Below are 17,495 nucleotides of genomic sequence, written 5' to 3'. Positions count from 1 at the left end.
CCAACCACGGATTTAGCTCAGAGGTTAGGAAGCACCATGATAGACCTTCCACCGCATGGATGCGGTGGCAGAGCCCCCATGGATGGGTTTACGGCGAGTCTATCATGGTGCTTTCTGCCCTTAGAGCGGAAAACATCCTCAGCGGTTGCGTCCATATTGTTCGTGAGACGACACCCAATCTGATGAGCTAATGGCTGAGGCTAACGAGATTTCTCCCGCTAATGCTACCGAGGCAACGATTTCGGCGAATTTGTACACCTTGTTTTTGCCATAGCAATCGATAAGTTCTAAGCACTCACGCTGAGTGCCCATTCCAGTGCCACCACCATAGGTAGCCACTATTAACGAAGGAATGGTGATAGACACATACAAATCGCCTTCATCAGTAAGCTCTGAATACATGATAGCAGCCGATGATTCCGCTACGTTCGCAACATCTTGCCCCGTAGCAATAAACATGGCGGTAATACCATTAGGCGAGTGCAAACCCGTATTATTCACCCCAGATAGAAACGAGCCTACCCCAGCAACCCTGCCGTGATAGTCAATTTGCTTAGGCTCTACTCGCATAATTTGCAGTAAATGCTCGCGCTTTATCGTGGCCTCTGCGGTTACTCGTTTACCACGCGTACGCATAATATTTATTTGTGAGGCTTTTTTATCGGTGGCAAAGTTAGACTCTAAGTAGAAGTTCTCGACCCCTTCGTAATTATCTAGAATCCACCCGCACGCCGCAAAAGTAGCCCGCCCCACCATGTTTTGCCCTGCCGCATCACCGGTTAAATAGTTGAAACGCAAAAACGCAAATTTGTTTGATAAGAAGTGGTCAATATAAGTGAGTTTGGCAATGCTAGAGGTTGCTTCAGCCTCTTCGCGAATTTTGCTGATGTTTTGGTTTACCCAAGTAACAAAATCTCTTGCCCCGCGGGCATCGCTAAAAATGAAAACCGGAGCTCGCTGCATGGCATCATCTACCACCGTAGCCTTTACCCCACCACTCATATTAAGCAGCTTCATGCCCCGATTATACGAGGCAACCAAGGTGCCTTCTGTGGTGGCCATTGGCACAACAAAATCGCCCTTCGCGTGTTCGCCGTGAATAGTTAATGGCCCTGCAATGCCAATGGGTACCTGAGCTACACCAATAAAATGCTCAATATTCCCTTTCAATTTGTCTGGATCGACCGAGTACTTGCCAACATGATCGATTTTGGCGCCAGTAAAACTTTCAAAGTATGACTGACGCTGCTTAATGATTTTATCGCCATAATCGTCGTGATCGTCACGGGGAATATGCAACTAGCGATTGGTAGGAGAAGTCACATTATCTTCTACTTCAAATTTAAGCTTTCCAAAAGGTGACGCTGAAAAACAAATACCTATTTTACGTTTGTCAGGGCTGACTTCTTCATTTAGTTCTAGGTGTACGGTAATGACTTGTCGTAATGAAAATGGCATGCCCCCCGTTAAGTGCTTTGAAGCTGATATCGCTATCGTTGCTACTTTGAATAGAAATTTTGTGACTAGGGACTTTCTCACCATCAAATGAAATCCATTTCAGCTCTTTTAGTGTGGCATCTTTTAAACGGTTTTTAAGTGCAAAGGAAACGCCGTTGTCGGTTTTGGTTAGGCTTCCATGAGTATATAGCTGCTTGAGTAAAATACTTGGTACAAACATGTGAGTTCCTATTCCGTTTTGGTTAAGCCACTGCGTGAATTAAGTACACTACTTTTTTATAGTACAACCTTTGTACAGTATCACTAACCTTTTGCATTTCCATCAATTTTTATCCACATTTAAATTTGAGCCATTTCATCAAAACTTCATTAAATTTTGCGCCAACACCCTATGAATAAAGGGCAGCAAACGCTCTGACTTCGCTTTATTCGGTATACCGAAGCGCCTTCATCTAACGTTTACATCGTCAAGGCTTTACCCAAGACCACTTGTCGGTATTCAGGTTTTCGCTGTTTAAAAAGCATCGATTGCTGATTAAGCGCTATGTCCATAGGGAAATGGCAACTGAATACCATTTTTTTAATTTCATGGGATGAACTGTTATGAGAAAAGGACTATTCCGTCATCAGGCAATGCAGCCTACCTCGCCATTTCAAGGCGATCTATTGATGACGCCTCGACCGTCCCATATGGGGATAACGGCAATACTACTTTTATGGATAGTAGGTGTGGGGATATATCTCACTACGGGTAGCTATGCCCGAAAAGCCACTGTAGAAGGATGGTTAGAGCCCTCCCATGGCGTACTAAGGTTGTACGCCGACGCCCGAAAAGGCCGCATATCACAAGTGTATGTCAGCGAGGGCCAAAAAGTAAAAAAAGGCGAGCCATTATTGTCGATTGAATACGGGGTTCAGCAGCCACAAGGCGAAACCGTAGAGCTAAAACTACAACAAGAACTTCTCGCTAAGAGAAAGCGGATAAGTGACTCGTTGGCGCGCACCATTAGTATTCATAAAAGCAACAATGCACAGTTATTAAAGCAACTTCAACACGCGCAAAAAGATGCTGAAACAATACGCCATATTTTAGCGATTTCTTATCAACAGTGGCAGTTAGCACACAATCAATTTACGTCACTTGAAGTGTTACGCAATGCTGGCCATGTAAGTAACGCAGATTTCGATAGCTATAAGCTTGAGCTTTTAAGTAGCCAGCAACAATGGAAACAAGCTGAGCGAAATAACCTGAAAAGCGAAGCTGAAGTAAGCCGGCTGACACATGAAATTGCCAGTTTACCCGAGATTCAAGCCAATGAGCGTACCGTACACAAAAACCAACTAAGTGATATCAATCAGCAGTTGCTGACATTAAATCGCGATCGGCAGCGCATTCTTTATGCAACGCAAAATGGTGTGGTTTCAAGCCTGCAAGCTAGCGCTGGGTTAATGGTCGATCAAAACAGACCACTACTCAGCTTACTTCCAGAAAATTCTCCGATAGAAGCACGATTGCTAGTACCCGTGCGCGCCGCCGGCTTTATCGCTAATGGGCAACAGCTCGCTATTCGATACGATGCTTTTCCTTATCAGAAATTTGGTTTGCAAGAAGGGCAGATAACTAGCATCTCCGAAACTATTTTACTGCCAGGTGAGTGGGCGAACGCGCCTTTAACCGTGAGCGAACCGGCTTATTTGGTTACCGCTCGAGTAAATAGCGACGCCATTATTGCCTATGGAAACCCGGTCATGCTTAAGGCTGGAATGACGTTTTCAGCAGACGTAGCGCTTAGCCAGCGTAGCTTACTGGAATGGATTTTAGAGCCGCTGCTAAGCGTCACGAAAAGGTTGTAATTATGACTATTGCTCACGGATTTACCTCACCTGTACTCAGCGCTTTGTCACCTAAAAACAAAGTGCCGGTAGTGCTTCAAACTGAAGCTGCTGAATGTGGCTTGGCCTGTGTGAGTATGGTGGCGCAGTATTATGGCGACAAACGGGATATGACCCACCTTCGCCAGCACATTAGCGTTTCACTTCGCGGTATCACGCTTAAAGATATTATGGATATTGCGCAGCAAATGGCATTTCAATGTCGCGCACTAAAAGTTGAGCCACAAGATTTATCTCAACTAACCCTGCCAGCAATTCTACATTGGGATATGCGTCATTTTGTTGTGCTGACTAAGGTAAAGCAAGAGCGATTAACCATACACGACCCGAGTATTGGCAAACGCACTTTCACCTTTGATGAGGCGAGTAAACACCTAACGGGAATAGCGTTAGAAATTACGCCTAAAGACAATTTTTCGCCACCACCCGCAAGGCCTTTACTAAAGCTAAGAAACTTCTTTACTCGCACGGTAGGGTTTAAACGTAATTTAGCGACCTTGCTGGCGCTGTCTGCATTACTTCAACTGTTCGCTTTAGCCTCTCCTTATTACGTGCAAACCGTGGTCGATGATGTGTTATTGCAAGGGAACCAAGCATTATTAACCGCGCTTGCTATTGGGTTTACTTTTTTGCTACTGATAAGCATCTTCACCAGAGTGTTGCGGCGCTTTCTGATCCTTGCTGTATCAAGCAGGCTTCAACTTCAAATGTCGGCTTCCGTCTTTCAACATTTACTCTCTCTACCGCTGGATTTTTTCGCCAAAAGGCACGTGGGCGATGTGGTGTCTCGATTTGGTTCCCTCGCACATATTCGTGAGTTCCTCACTACGGGGCTTGTGACTGCATTTCTCGATGGCGTATTGGCCATTATCACGCTCGTCGTGATGGCCCTTTATTCCGTTAAGCTTACATTGTGTGTGGTGCTAGTAGTGGCAATATATCTACTTTTTCGCATCGCGTTAATACCTGTCACTAAGCGACTCACAACAGAGAAAATTGCGTTAGGCGCCACCGAGCAAAGCCACTTTATGGAAAGTGTTCGGGGTATGCTGCCTATTCGTGTCTACCATCAAGAATCCCAGCGCCATAGTCAGTGGCAAAACAAGTTAGTCGCCACTTTGAATAAAGACATTAGTCTGGGAAAACTCAATATTGGAAGCGATGCGGTAAACCAGATTTTATTTGGTATTGAAAACATCGTTGTAATCTTTATTGCGGCATCTTTGGTAATGGATAATATGCTGACGGTAGGAATGATGCTTGCCTTCATCGCTTACAAAACCAAATTCACTGCCGCAGTAGACGGCCTAGTGTCGAAATTTATCGAATTGCGAATGCTGGCCGTACACTTTTCTCGTTTGAGCGATATTGTACTAACAGAGCCTGCTGAAACCACAGTACTGTCACAACAATCTAGCCCCTATACAAACGTACCTTCAGTCTCAGGTGCGACCTCTTCCCATGAAATCGCTTCAAATACACCAGTTATTCACTTAAAAGCCCACAACCTTAGTTATCGCTATGGTGAGGGGTGTAAATGTATTTTTGAAAACCTCAACTTATCGGTTAGCGCAGGGGAAATAATTGCCATCGTTGGTGCAAGCGGCAGTGGAAAAAGCACCTTACTTAAATGCCTGATGGGCCTGTATGCACCGTTTGATGGAACGGTTAGTCACAATACAATTTCATCAAATCATTCCCCAGTCATTGCGTCTGTATTGCAAGAAGACATGTGCCTTTCTGGCTCTATGGCTGAAAACATTAGTTGTTTCGATGAGATACCGAATCAAGAAAAGGTTATACGTGCCGCCCAATTAGCCTGTATCCATGACGAAATTTGTGCCATGCCTATGCAATATCACTCGTTGGTCGGCGATATGGGAAGTAGCTTAAGTGGTGGTCAGAAACAACGGCTACTGCTTGCGCGAGCGCTATACAGAGAGCCCGACATCTTGTTTCTTGATGAGGCGAGTAGCCATTTAGATATTCACAACGAGCACATTATCAATACCCATTTAAAGGCGCTCAATATTACCCGAATAATGGTTGCCCATCGCCCTCAAACGATTGCCCTTGCAGATACTGTCTATCAGTTGGTAGACGGCACTCTGCAGCACAGCCCAGCTTCTGAAGTAGTAGAAGAAAATAATAATACCCCACTAGGAGATTCATAATGATAACGCCCGAAGTTAGAGAATCTACACCCTTGCTCACCGATATTGAGCGTCAACAAATCGTTAAGCATGTAGATAACTTAAACAGTAATGCCCTTCCTATCGACACCCTGTCTAAACGCGAGCTTCAGGTTGCGCGAAAGATCATGGAGGGCTTGTCGAATAAAGCGATAGCAGCAGAGCTATTTATTAGCGAACGCACCGTTAAGTTCCACTGCGCCAACATCTACAAAAAACTGAAAATAAGCAGCCGCACCGCGCTCATCGCAAGTTGCTTTCGATCGATTTACCACCCCCTAAGGTTGGCCTAACCGCTACCCTTTTTAACTACACTAAAACGCTTATATAAGGAGCGAAAAATGCAACATAACATTCATAGCTATACACAAGAAAATACGCAAAAAAACACATTGAACGGCTCTGACCTTCACCTTAAAGCCCAAGAACTACTGCAAGTCACTGGCGGGAAGTCTGGGGTATCTGCAGACGCAGACAAAGACCCCATTCGCTTTGTTAAACAACCTGTCTACATCACCCTAGCGATTGGTGAGGACGGCGGACAGTTACCCGATTTATTGTCATAGCAGATTAAGGAGGTTAAGCAGTCCTCCTTTTACCACTTAAAAAGGATATTTCAATGCAGATTGCATTAATAGGGAGCGAGAGTGACCCACAAATTCTACATGTGGCTGAAACCTTAATTGCCGATAAAAACGACCCCTGTATTATCAATACCAACTACTTTGGTGAGCACTGGCAGCTCAGCTACGACCCAGATTTTAATGATGGCCTGTTACATTTTAACCAGCCTACCCGCAACGGTCTGTTTCGAATTCCTCTATCGGACATCACATCTGCCTATTGGCATCAATATATTCCCCCTTCGGTGAAACCCTCTGATAGTGTGTCTTCACAATGGTTAGATCAGGAATATGCCAGCACCTTGTTATGTTGGTTTTTATTCAGTGAAACTAAGTGGGTTAATGGTATTGACGCCATTCGCGCCCATCACTGCAAACCGATTCAATTGCGAATGGCAAAAAAGCTAGGCGCTAAGGTGCCATATACCTACATAGGTAACGCTAGTGATGTAGCTTTACAGTTTTGTGCGAACATAGGCGAGGTGGTCTATAAGCCCGTTAAAGGCGGCGAAACAGCGAAGTTCGTGCAACAGGGCTATGATACTCGCGGCTTAGTACAGGCTTTGTTAAAAGAGCGCCCTGTCACTTTTCAGGCATTTATTGAAGGGACAAATATTCGAAGTTACGTACTTGGCGATGAAGTGGTCAGTGTACAAATAGACTCTCACAACCTCGATTTCAGAGAAGATATAAACGCACGGCCTTTACTGACGCCCCTTCCTAAACCAATGCAGGATTTATCACGAAAGATATGCACTGGCTTAGGCATGCATTGGTGCGCTATCGATTGGCGTAAAAATACCAAGGGTGAATACTATTTCTTAGAAGCCAACCCTTGCCCTTTCTTCTTGTTTGTTGAAAACGAGACTGGTGTTGATATTACCGGCCGTTTAGTGAAATTATTAACCACATAAAAAAAGAGCGCATTTAAATAAATGGGCTCTTTTGTGTTACTAGCCCTAGGGCTTTATAGAATGAAGCGCGATAGATCTTCGTTTTCTACAAGCGACTCTAAGTGGCTGTTTACGTAATCTTCGTCAATCACGAAAGACTCACCGCTTTTTTCAGACGCATCAAACGAGATATCTTCCATTAGACGTTCAAGTACCGTGTGCAAACGGCGCGCACCAATGTTCTCAGTGCGTTCGTTCACTCGCCATGCAGCTTCAGCAATACGCTGAATGCCTGATTCCACGAAATCGATATTCACGCCTTCGGTCAGCATAAGCGCTTTGTATTGCTCGGTAAGCGACGCATTTGGCTCGGTAAGAATACGTTTGAAGTCACCTACTTCTAAGGCTGATAACTCAACGCGAATGGGCAAACGACCTTGAAGCTCAGGAATAAGATCTGACGGCTTGCTCATTTGGAACGCCCCAGAAGCGATAAACAAAATATGGTCTGTTTTCACCATGCCGTGCTTGGTCGATACCGTTGACCCTTCTACCAAGGGTAGTAAGTCACGCTGAACACCTTCACGCGATACATCGCCTGACGTATTGCCTTCACGCTTACAAATTTTGTCAATCTCATCCACGAACACAATGCCGTGTTGCTCAACCGACTCAATCGCTTTTTCTTTTAAGTCTTCTTGATTCACCAAACGTGCGGCTTCTTCTTCCACCAGCATTTTCAGTGCATCTTTAATTTTTAACTTCTTCTTTTTCTTTTGTGAACCCGACAAGTTTTGGAACATACCTTGAAGCTGATTGGTCATTTCTTCCATTCCAGGAGGCGCCATAATTTCTACGCCTACTTGTGGAAGTGCCACATCAATTTCAATTTCTTTGTCGTCTAAATCGCCTTGGCGAAGCTTTTTACGGAACGCTTGGCGTGTGCCTCTATCTTCAACGTCTTCTTTCTTACCCCATGCATCTTCAGGAGGAGGAATAAGTACGTCAAGAATGCGCTCTTCCGCTGCTTCTTCAGCGCGGAATTTCACCTTTTTCATTTCAGTTTCTTTGGTCATCTTCACGGCAATGTCAGCAAGGTCGCGAATGATGGTTTCTACTTCTTTACCCACATAGCCCACTTCGGTGAACTTAGTGGCTTCAACTTTAATGAACGGCGCATGCGCTAATTTTGCCAAGCGGCGCGCAATTTCAGTTTTACCCACACCTGTTGGGCCAATCATAAGAATATTTTTAGGCGTTACTTCTTGACGCAACTCTGGTTCAAGTTGCATACGGCGCCAGCGGTTTCGAAGTGCAATCGATACCGCACGTTTAGCATCTTGCTGACCAATAATGTGTCGGTCTAGCTCATGAACAATTTCTCTAGGTGTCATTTCAGACATGCATAAACCCTTTTCTGTTTTGGTGCTACTGCATCGATAGCAGGCACAAGTCGCTGTTTATTTTTAGTTAAACAGCCACTTAGTAATCGAGTACGTCTACCGTTTGACTATGGTTAGTGAATACGCAGATATCACCGGCTATGGTCAAACTTTTCTCCGCAATTTCTTTTGCAGTCAGTTCGGTGTTTTCCAGCAAAGCAATAGCAGAAGCTTGGGCATAGTTGCCGCCTGAACCAATAGCAATCAGGTCATTTTCTGGCTGAACTACGTCGCCGTTACCGGTAATGATGAAAGACGCGGTTTCATCGGCTACGGCTAATAAGGCTTCTAGCTTGCGCAGCATGCGATCGGTTCGCCAATCTTTGGCAAGTTCGACCGCCGCCTTGGTCAAATGACCTTGGTGGGCTTCAAGTTTTGCTTCAAAGCGTTCAAAAAGGGTGAAGGCATCGGCGGTGCCGCCTGCAAAGCCAGCTAATACTTTATCGTGGTACAAGCGGCGCACTTTACGTGCATTACCTTTCATTACGGTATTGCCGAGTGACACCTGACCATCGCCAGCCATCACAACTTGATTTCCACGTCTTACAGATACAATCGTTGTCACGTTTAATCCCCGTTTAAGGTGGGCGCTATCGCAGACTCGGGCGATAACTGAAAAAAGACTTTGTTATGAAATGGGGGAAGGGTTTTCGTTTTCAAGGGGAGCAGTTAAAACGGGCAGCTAAAAGGGGCTGTTAAAAGAAAAAGCAGTGAAGACGTATTTAGTCAACGGGTACGTATTAAAGCGTTAAGCGCTACAAAGGAGTATGAGGTGGCTATTATGAGATGGTTATTATGAGGTGAATATAAGGCATCCACCACATCATGCGGTGAATGCCCTTATTAATGAATAATGAGTAATAGATAGTGAACAAAAAGCGTTTACGCTTATAAATTCCAGTACCAAATTTGGCAGGTCGCAATATTCACTTTACGAAGGCTGTGCTTGGCTTTTTCTGCATCTCGTTTCGATTCAAATGGCCCTAAAATAACCCTGAACCATTCGCCGTTGCTGCCAGAACTCTGACGAATAAGTGCTTCTAAACCTTGAAAGGCAATTTTCGCTTTCATTTCTTCAGCTTGAGCGCGGGTTCTGAACGACGCGCACTGCATAAGGTAACGTTTGTCTGATTTTTCCTGTTCGGCAACGTCTACTTCCACTTCATACCCTGGCAGAGTACGAATATACTCCCACTCTTCTTTAGGCAATTCGGGCAAAGCTTCTTGGGTAGGCGCTACAGGGCGTACAACTTCGGTATCTACCTCAGAGCTGGCGTTATCTTTAATAGACCATAAGAAAACCGCAAAGCCGATAAGCAATATCACCACAATAACAAGGCGAACAATAGGGAATGAGGCAGTGGGGCCACTCTTCACCTGTGATTTACCGCGCTTTTTATTTTCGGGCTTCTTTTTTTGTGGTGCTTTACCACGAGATACATAATCGCGTTGAGCCATATTCGGCAGTTTTCCTACTACTTATCGTTATTTTAGATGGGTGATGCCATGAGACGAAGACATAGTGCACAACCCTGAAACACTTGTATACATCAGTGTTAAGATTTTACCGTAATAGGAACCTGTGTGCTAACTGAAATCGGTGGGGTCGATATCTACCGACCAACGTACTTTTGCCGCCTGCGGTAACCCTTGTAAATACGGCAGAGCTAGCCGCAATGCGTTATGTAACGGCGCACGTTTTTCATGACTGCACACCAGCATAAAGCGAAAACGCCCTTGTCGTTTTTCAATTAAACAGGGAAATGGTCCACTCATTTGCGGTACTAAGCCCTTAGAATTTGCGTTTGCAGTATTTGAGTTTGAAAGCACGCCCCTAGCCTGCTGCAGGAATGCATAGGCCGATGAGCTCTCGGTTGCCTCTGCCCGAATCACAAATTGACTAATATAGGGTGGCAATGCAGACGCTTTTCGTTCCATTAACGCATGGCGAGCAAAGTGGGCATAGCCGTTGTTCACTAAATCTTGTAATAAAGGGTGGTGAGGATTGTGGGTTTGCAGCCACATTTCTCCGGGTTTACTGGCTCGCCCTGCTCGCCCTGCAAGCTGCGTAACGAGCTGCGCTAGCTTTTCAGGAGCTCGAAAGTCAGCACTAAATAGCGCCCCATCGCAATCTAACACCACCACCAATGTAACGTGAGGAAAATGATGCCCTTTCGATAGAATTTGGGTACCTACCAGTATTTGGTGTTCTTGGCGGTTAATAGCGTCGAGGGTTTGATGTAGCTTGTCTTTTCCTCTTACCGTATCACTGTCTATGCGCACGTGTTTGGCATCGGGGAAGAGCTTCATTAAACCTTCTTCTACCTGCTCGGTGCCCGTCCCCGCCGTTACCATTTCATGGCTGTGGCAAGCTTCACACTCTTTGGGCATTGAACGGGTAGCACCACAGTGGTGGCATTGCAGCCTGTTTTGCCCTTTATGCACGGTATAAGGCCTATCACAACGCTTACACATTGCCGTGGTGCCACAGTGATGACATAAAAGCGCAGGGGCATAACCTCGTCTATTCACAAAAACCAGAATCTGGTTCCCTGCATTTACATGCTGGCGCATAATTGTCAGCAAGCCTTCTGAAATGCCGTAATGAATAGGTTGGTCTCGGGCATCTAGTAAATACTGCTTGGTACTTTGCGCCCCTGCGGCGCGCCGTGTTAGTTGCAAATGCGCAAAGCGGCCGTTTAACGCGTTATTAAGCGTTTCAAGCGCTGGGGTAGCGCTGCCGAGCAACAAAGGAATACTGTGCTCTTTGGCACGCATAGCCGCTAAATCACGGGCGTGATACCTAAGCCCGTCTTGTTGTTTAAATGACTCATCATGCTCTTCATCAACGATGATCATGCCGGGGTTTTTAAGGGGCGTAAAAATCGCTGAGCGAGTACCAATGATAATACCGAGTTCGCCTGCCCTTGCCCGCTGCCATACCGATAATCGCGCGGCGTCTGTTAATTGAGAGTGCAATACGCCTACAGGAATATTGAAGCGCTTTTCAAACCGCGAAACGGTTTGCGGCGTTAAACCAATTTCAGGCACTAAAATAAGCACTTGTTTACCGGCTTTAAGCAAAGGTTCAATAGATTGCAGATACACTTCGGTTTTACCGCTACCTGTCACCCCTTCAAGCAAGCTAATCGCAAAGGTGCCATGTTGCTGGTTTAATGCCGCTATCGCGACCCCTTGCTCTTTATCAGGTACGGGCTTTTCGCCAATTTCGAAGGTATCCAACCACGCTTGTGCAGTAAGTTCAGGCGTAATGTCTACGAGCTCAATAAGTGCTTTATCTAATAACGCTTTCACTACTGCGGGTGAAAAATGCTTACGCGCTTCGCTAGCAATAATTGATGTGGTTTGAACCGCTTTTAAGCAGCTCATTTGCTTTGGAGCACGGCTTAAACTTTTAACATCGGTATCAGCACCTTCTGGTGTGACTTGAATATATTGCGCGGGGGATGGCGTGGCTGGCTCACCTTTACGAAGTGGTACGGGAAGCATGGCATGTATCACTTCCCCAGGCGCATGGTGGTAATACTGCCATAACCAATGCGCCATTTTTCTTAGCGATTCGTCGATAACAGGTGCGCTATCTACCACCTCAATAATGGCTTTTATCTTACTGGTATCATCTATGTCTACACCGGATTCAACCACAATGCCTACCAGTTGACGTGGCCCGAAAGGCACTTTTACCCGCACACCCGGTTGTAAAGTGTCGGTATGAGAATAGGTAAATAGCTGGCGAAGCGGCACAGGTACAGCCACCTGAATGAATACCATTAAAATTGATGCCCCAAAATTGATGAACGTAAAGTGAGTAAACGTAAATTCAGAACCGCTAATGATCTGGCATTTAAACATAATGTCAAATAAGGGAAGGGAATTTATTTTAGCCCGTGAGCTTGATTAACGCCGCCCCTGTTTACTTCGCATACAAAAAGTGCTTGATCACTTTAGTTGCTTCCTTTATTATGCGCCGCTCTTTTGCGGCTGACTGCAATTACTGCGGTTGGTCATTGAATTTAAAGTTGCGTATGGTGTTTGGCTTCGGGCCAAATAGCGATACGGCCTCATATTGAAGGTAATCCAAAATGAAAGATGGTATCCACCCAGAATACGCTGAAATGACAGCAACATGTTCTTGCGGCAACGTAATGAAAATCCGTTCTACTCTAGGTAAAGATATTAACCTAGACGTATGTTCTGCATGTCACCCATTCTACACTGGTAAGCAACGTAACGTTGATACCGGTGGTCGTGTTGACCGCTTCAAGAAACGTTTCGGTGCTTTGGGCGCTAAATAAGCTCAGTACTCAGAAACACGATGTTTCTTTAAAAAAAGCGCCTATCGGCGCTTTTTTTGTGTCTGGAGTTTGTAAGTGGGTTTTGAATTTTTTCGTATCTGCGCTTTTCATTCTCGCTTCATTTGGGTTCAACCAATACCGTGCTCGCCCAGTAAAGAGCAGCGAAGTGGAATGCTCGGCTAATGCAATGCTTTGTTAGTGAAAAGCCCGGCGTTTTAGATGTCGTTCCCAGTTGCCGTTACTTTGCAAAGTGCATGCTTGCTCGCTGTCGTAGCGAACTCCTTTGATGTGCACTTTCAATTCGGGGCATACATTATCAAGTTCATGTTCGAATGCTTGGTTCCAGTTAGTTGAAAGTGCTTCGCTTTTTTGCTTTTCGGTTTTAAACACCGCAATAATTTCTGGCCTGCGCCAGTGACCCTCATGCGTAAGCCATTCAAAGCCAACCGACTCAGATTTTGCCCACTCACACACCGTAGTTAACGCTTCAATCAGTTTCTTTTCAGACATGGTAAGTTACGCCTTCTTCTTCATGTTTATTATTATACCTATTCCGCTCACCAGCGTCTTGAACAGTCGGCTTAGTGCCTGTTTGCAAAGACCTATTTGATAACTTTCTATACACACGGCTATTCACACGTCTATTCACACAGCTATAAAATAGAAATAATGTATTAATTCGCCAGGTGTCATAAATATGATGAATGGCAAATATTCGACGATGTCACTGGTCATACAAGCAAGTCTGCCCTAAATTGACAGATATAAAGGGCAGATCAGATATGTACTCAAATGACCCTGTGATAGAGTCGAAGACATTCTACTGCTAGAACGCAGATTGCCCTTACGGTAACGAAGATTGCCTAACCCCTACATCGAAGGATATGTTTACTAATGTCAGATTTCAGACAACGTGCACTAGATTATCATGCCAAACCCACGCCAGGTAAAATCAGCGTAGAGCTTTCAAAGCCAGCCGATAGTGTGGATGATCTTGCTCTGGCTTACAGTCCAGGGGTAGCTGAGCCGGTACGAGAAATTGCTGAAGATCCTGATAATGCTTATAAATATACTGCCAAAGGCAACATGGTAGCGGTCATCAGTAATGGAACTGCTATTTTAGGTTTGGGTAATTTAGGGCCGTTAGCTTCTAAACCAGTTATGGAAGGTAAAGCACTGCTGTTTAAACGCTTTGCAGGGCTTGATGCTATCGATATTGAAGTAAAGCATCGTACAACAGAAGAATTTATTAATACCGTTGCCAATATTGCAGATACCTTTGGCGGTATTAACCTTGAAGATATTAAAGCCCCTGAATGCTTTGAAATAGAACAAGAATTGATTAAGCGCTGCAGCATTCCAGTATTCCATGACGATCAACATGGTACTGCTATTGTTACCGCCGCAGGCATGTTGAACGCCATTGAAATTCAGGGTAAAAATATTGAGAGCGCTAAAATAGTTTGTATGGGTGCAGGGGCGGCAGCCGTTGCCTGTATGGAATTACTGATTAAATGTGGTGCGCAACGTGAACGCATTTACATGCTAGACAGAAAAGGGGTTATTCACACTCGCCGTGAAGACCTTACCGAGCACAAGCGCTTGTTCGCTAATAACACTGATAAACGTACCTTAGAAGATGTGATGGAAGGTGCGGATATTTTTGTAGGTGTATCTGGGCCTGATGTATTACCGCCAGAAACGCTAGCATTAATGAGCCCTAACCCGATTGTTTTTGCATGCTCAAACCCCGATCCTGAAATTAAGCCTGAATTGGCTCATGAAGTTCGAAATGATTTAATTATGGCTACGGGGCGTTCTGATTATCCTAATCAGGTAAACAATGTGCTGTGTTTCCCGTTCATTTTCCGTGGTGCGCTGGATGTACGCGCAACGGCCATTAACGACGAAATGAAAGTGGCCGCGGTAGAAGCACTTCGTGCTATTACCAAAGAGCCCGTACCAGAATCTGTGTTAGCGGCTAGCAACAGCAAAAGCTTAACCTTTGGCAAAGAATACATTATTCCTAAACCAATGGACCCTCGCCTCTGTGAACGCATAGCCTCTGCAGTGTCAAAAGCGGCGATTGAATCTGGCGTTGCACGACTTCCAGAAGTGCCTAACCGCGCCGAATGAAGGCAATATAAGGCATATACTGGCGTGTAATTCAGTGTAAAGATTATAAAAAAACGGCAATTTTCATTGCCGTTTTTTTAATCTTCTTGTTCGTTCTCAATAGAAACGTCTATACCCATATCTTCCATTATGCGCCTTGCCTCAGCAGGTACACGATTAGGGTTATCTTTTCTCAAATCTTCGTCATCCGGTAACGGCTGACCTGTAAATGCATGAAGAAACGCTTCACATAACAATTCTGAATTCGTCGCATGACGTAAATTGTTTATCTGCCTACGCGTACGTTCATCGGTTAATGCTTTTAGCACATTAATAGGAATAGAAACGGTGACTTTCTTTACCTGTTCACTCTTTTTACCGTGCTCTGCGTAGGGATGAATATACTTACCGTTCCACTCTGCCATGATGCTAACTCTGTCTGATCTTATTTATGTTATGAAGAGAAATTCTAAACAAGTTGACGAAAAGGTCAATTGAGCAGTGTAAACCTCTTGACGTCTAGACGTAAATTCTTTAATTTAGACGTCTAAACGTCTATAAAAGAGTAATTTTACCATGGTTTCTTACGCACAAGGTGTCGATGCACTCAATCAGTCCCTTTCGGAACTGCGTGACATCGATGTGTCATTTGAGTTTTTTCCGCCTAAATCAGAGAAAATGGAACAAACCTTGTGGAAGTCAGTTGAGCGCTTAGCACCGCTAAAACCGAGCTATATGTCGGTAACTTATGGCGCGAATAGTGGTGAGCGTGACCGTACTCATGACGTGGTAAAACGCATTCAGCAGCAAACTGGCGTTGCAGCCGTGCCTCACCTTACTTGTGTTGATGCGAGCAGAGACGAGCTTAGACAGATTGCCCAAGACTACTGGGATTCTGGCATTCGTCGTATTGTTGCTCTTCGTGGTGATTTACCGCCAGGCGTGAAAGATACCGAAATGTACGCCTCTGATTTAGTGGCGCTACTAAAAGATGTAGCCGATTTCGATATCTCAGTGGCCGCTTACCCTGAAAAACACCCTGAAGCGCCTAATGCCCAATTCGACTTACTAAACCTTAAACGCAAAGCAGAAGCCGGTGCGAGCGAAGCAATTTCACAGTTTTTCTTTGACACCAGTGTATTTTTACGTTTTCGTGACCGAGCAGCAGCTGCAGGTATCGACCTAGACTTGGTGCCAGGCATACTGCCGGTAACCAATTATCAGACCTTGGTAAAGTTCGCCGGTTTCACCAACGTACATGTACCTGGGTTCTTACACAAAATGTTCGATGGACTTGACGATGACGATCAAGCTACTCGGAACCTCATTGGTGCTAACATCGCGATGGATCAGGTTAAGGTACTTGCCAAAGAAGGCGTGAAGCATTTTCATTTTTACACCCTTAACCGTAGTGAGTTGAGCTACGCTATTTGCCACATGCTAGGTGTGCGAGCAGGTTAATTTCGATTAAACCTTTGCTCCTATATGGCAGACCAGTATACCATTTGCCTATTATCAGGTATTTGAACGACTCGTTTGCCTTGCTGTCACTTTCCTTCGCTGTAAAAAGGTCAAGGTAAGCGGCGAATGGCCAAGGCGAGTAATAACTAGGAGTAAAGTGTGAATTGGGATCGGGTAAAAGCCATCTATCATAAGCTCGCACCACAAGTTGTCGATCTTTTCACTATCTTCATCAAGCGTTGCCGTGAAGACAATATTACCATTTCCGCAGGCCACCTAGCCTACGTTACGCTACTTTCTCTTGTTCCTTTCATCATGGTGACTTTCACCATCATGTCGGCGTTTCCTGCGTTTGCTTCCGTAAGAGGTAAATTAGAATACTTTATCTTTAATAATTTTGTACCTACCGCTAGCGATACAGTTCATGAGTATATGTCTGACTTTGTTGGCAACGCTTCAGAAATGGGCGCTATTGGTATTCTATCGCTACTTGTTGTGGCGCTAATGCTGATATCCAACGTTGATAAAACCCTTAACCGTATTTGGCGTACACAAAGCGATCGTCCTATCGTGTATACCTTTGCCATTTACTGGATGGTGATTACCTTAGGGCCCTTGCTTATCGGCTCTAGCGTGATAATTAGTTCTTATTTAGCAGGTCTAGCTGCTTTCGCCGAAGAATATACCCCTGGGTTAGGCACGTTTTTACTTACTCTTGTACCTAGCTTTGCTGCCATGCTGGCTTTCTTTATTTTGTACATGATAGTTCCGAACCGACGTGTTTTTGCCCGTCACGCTATTTCAGGTGCCATATTGGCGACGGTTGCGTTCGAATTAACGAAGTCTGGCTTTGCCCTTTATATTACTAATTTCCCCTCCTATGAGTTGATATACGGTGCGCTAGCCGTAGTACCTATCTTATTTTTGTGGGTCTATATCTCATGGATTTTAGTGCTATTAGGCGCTGAGTTTACGTGTAGCCTGGGCCAAGCGTTTGAAAATAGAAAAGCGGAAGCCGAGCCAAGGCAAATTCCAGAGGAATAAAAAAAGGCGTTGTAGGAAACGAAACTACAACGCCTTTTTAGTATCGTATTAGCTTGTT

17 protein-coding genes are annotated in these 17,495 nt (G+C 44.9%); 9 read left to right on the top strand and 8 right to left on the bottom strand.

The window, feature by feature from the left end; all coding sequences use genetic code 11:
- Nucleotides 1–138 precede the first annotated feature (138 nt).
- Both C7Y69_RS02860 and C7Y69_RS21700 read right to left on the bottom strand, forming a co-directional pair.
- Nucleotides 139–1,299 (bottom strand): hydroxymethylglutaryl-CoA reductase, encoded by a 1,161-nt coding sequence (locus C7Y69_RS02860; RefSeq protein WP_221885322.1) that lies wholly within the window; start codon nt 1,297–1,299, stop codon nt 139–141.
- Nucleotides 1,300–1,408: 109 nt separating this feature from the next.
- Nucleotides 1,409–1,678, bottom strand: coding sequence for a hypothetical protein (locus tag C7Y69_RS21700; protein WP_221885321.1), 270 nt, complete (start codon nt 1,676–1,678; stop codon nt 1,409–1,411).
- Between the two features lie 383 nt (nt 1,679–2,061).
- Between C7Y69_RS21700 and C7Y69_RS02855 the strand changes: the two genes are divergently transcribed.
- From C7Y69_RS02855 to C7Y69_RS02835, 5 genes are read left to right on the top strand one after another with little or no spacing between them, the layout of a single operon-like run.
- The gene (locus C7Y69_RS02855; RefSeq protein ID WP_260563414.1) at nt 2,062–3,312 is read left to right on the top strand and encodes an HlyD family secretion protein; all 1,251 of its coding nucleotides are present in this window, start codon (nt 2,062–2,064) and stop codon (nt 3,310–3,312) included.
- A 2-nt stretch (nt 3,313–3,314) separates the two neighbouring features.
- Nucleotides 3,315–5,525: a peptidase domain-containing ABC transporter gene (locus C7Y69_RS02850; RefSeq protein ID WP_013786266.1), complete on the top strand. Its 2,211-nt coding sequence runs from the start codon at nt 3,315–3,317 to the stop codon at nt 5,523–5,525.
- Entirely contained in the window at nt 5,525–5,836 is a 312-nt protein-coding gene (locus tag C7Y69_RS02845; RefSeq protein ID WP_013786267.1) for a helix-turn-helix domain-containing protein, read from the top strand. Before C7Y69_RS02850 ends, C7Y69_RS02845 begins: the two co-directional genes overlap by 1 nt.
- Nucleotides 5,837–5,884: 48 nt before the next feature.
- The gene (locus C7Y69_RS02840) at nt 5,885–6,109 is read left to right on the top strand and encodes a hypothetical protein (RefSeq protein WP_013786268.1); all 225 of its coding nucleotides are present in this window, start codon (nt 5,885–5,887) and stop codon (nt 6,107–6,109) included.
- 53 nt (nt 6,110–6,162) lie between these two features.
- Nucleotides 6,163–7,080 carry a RimK family alpha-L-glutamate ligase gene (locus C7Y69_RS02835; protein ID WP_013786269.1) on the top strand — a complete coding sequence of 306 codons (918 nt, stop codon included), beginning with the start codon at nt 6,163–6,165 and terminating at the stop codon, nt 7,078–7,080.
- Between the two features lie 53 nt (nt 7,081–7,133).
- On the opposite strand, the gene hslU is transcribed toward C7Y69_RS02835, so the two are convergent.
- The 4 genes from hslU to priA form a co-directional block, all read right to left on the bottom strand.
- Nucleotides 7,134–8,462: an HslU--HslV peptidase ATPase subunit gene (gene hslU, locus C7Y69_RS02830; RefSeq protein ID WP_013786270.1), complete on the bottom strand. Its 1,329-nt coding sequence runs from the start codon at nt 8,460–8,462 to the stop codon at nt 7,134–7,136.
- 79 nt (nt 8,463–8,541) lie between these two features.
- The gene (gene hslV, locus C7Y69_RS02825; RefSeq protein WP_013786271.1) at nt 8,542–9,066 is read right to left on the bottom strand and encodes an ATP-dependent protease subunit HslV; all 525 of its coding nucleotides are present in this window, start codon (nt 9,064–9,066) and stop codon (nt 8,542–8,544) included.
- 323 nt (nt 9,067–9,389) lie between these two features.
- Entirely contained in the window at nt 9,390–9,959 is a 570-nt protein-coding gene (locus C7Y69_RS02820) for an SPOR domain-containing protein (protein ID WP_013786272.1), read from the bottom strand.
- A gap of 129 nt (nt 9,960–10,088) precedes the next feature.
- Nucleotides 10,089–12,293 (bottom strand): primosomal protein N', encoded by a 2,205-nt coding sequence (gene priA, locus C7Y69_RS02815; RefSeq protein ID WP_013786273.1) that lies wholly within the window; start codon nt 12,291–12,293, stop codon nt 10,089–10,091.
- 311 nt (nt 12,294–12,604) lie between these two features.
- On the opposite strand from priA, the gene rpmE reads away from it, so the two are divergent.
- Nucleotides 12,605–12,817: a 50S ribosomal protein L31 gene (rpmE, locus tag C7Y69_RS02810; protein WP_013786275.1), complete on the top strand. Its 213-nt coding sequence runs from the start codon at nt 12,605–12,607 to the stop codon at nt 12,815–12,817.
- Between the two features lie 195 nt (nt 12,818–13,012).
- On the opposite strand, the gene C7Y69_RS02805 is transcribed toward rpmE, so the two are convergent.
- Entirely contained in the window at nt 13,013–13,327 is a 315-nt protein-coding gene (locus C7Y69_RS02805; RefSeq protein WP_126871737.1) for a hypothetical protein, read from the bottom strand.
- Between the two features lie 384 nt (nt 13,328–13,711).
- Between C7Y69_RS02805 and C7Y69_RS02800 the strand changes: the two genes are divergently transcribed.
- Nucleotides 13,712–14,953, top strand: coding sequence for a malic enzyme-like NAD(P)-binding protein (locus tag C7Y69_RS02800; RefSeq protein WP_013786277.1), 1,242 nt, complete (start codon nt 13,712–13,714; stop codon nt 14,951–14,953).
- 77 nt (nt 14,954–15,030) lie between these two features.
- Here the strand turns inward: C7Y69_RS02800 and metJ are convergent, their stop codons facing one another.
- Complete coding sequence (gene metJ / locus C7Y69_RS02795) at nt 15,031–15,357, bottom strand: met regulon transcriptional regulator MetJ (protein ID WP_013786278.1); 327 nt, start codon at nt 15,355–15,357, stop codon at nt 15,031–15,033.
- 151 nt (nt 15,358–15,508) lie between these two features.
- On the opposite strand from metJ, the gene metF reads away from it, so the two are divergent.
- Both metF and C7Y69_RS02785 read left to right on the top strand, forming a co-directional pair.
- Complete coding sequence (metF, locus tag C7Y69_RS02790; RefSeq protein ID WP_013786279.1) at nt 15,509–16,393, top strand: methylenetetrahydrofolate reductase; 885 nt, start codon at nt 15,509–15,511, stop codon at nt 16,391–16,393.
- Between the two features lie 159 nt (nt 16,394–16,552).
- Nucleotides 16,553–17,437, top strand: a complete 885-nt coding sequence (locus C7Y69_RS02785) for a virulence factor BrkB family protein (protein WP_013786280.1) — start codon at nt 16,553–16,555, stop codon at nt 17,435–17,437.
- The last annotated feature ends 58 nt before the right edge of the window (nt 17,438–17,495 follow it).

It is taken from the genome of Alteromonas sp. KS69, assembly GCF_003989595.1.
In the GTDB taxonomy this organism is placed as follows: domain Bacteria; phylum Pseudomonadota; class Gammaproteobacteria; order Enterobacterales; family Alteromonadaceae; genus Alteromonas; species Alteromonas naphthalenivorans.
The sequence above is the reverse complement of the archived record's forward strand: the minus strand, read 5'-3'. Positions and strand labels throughout refer to the sequence as shown.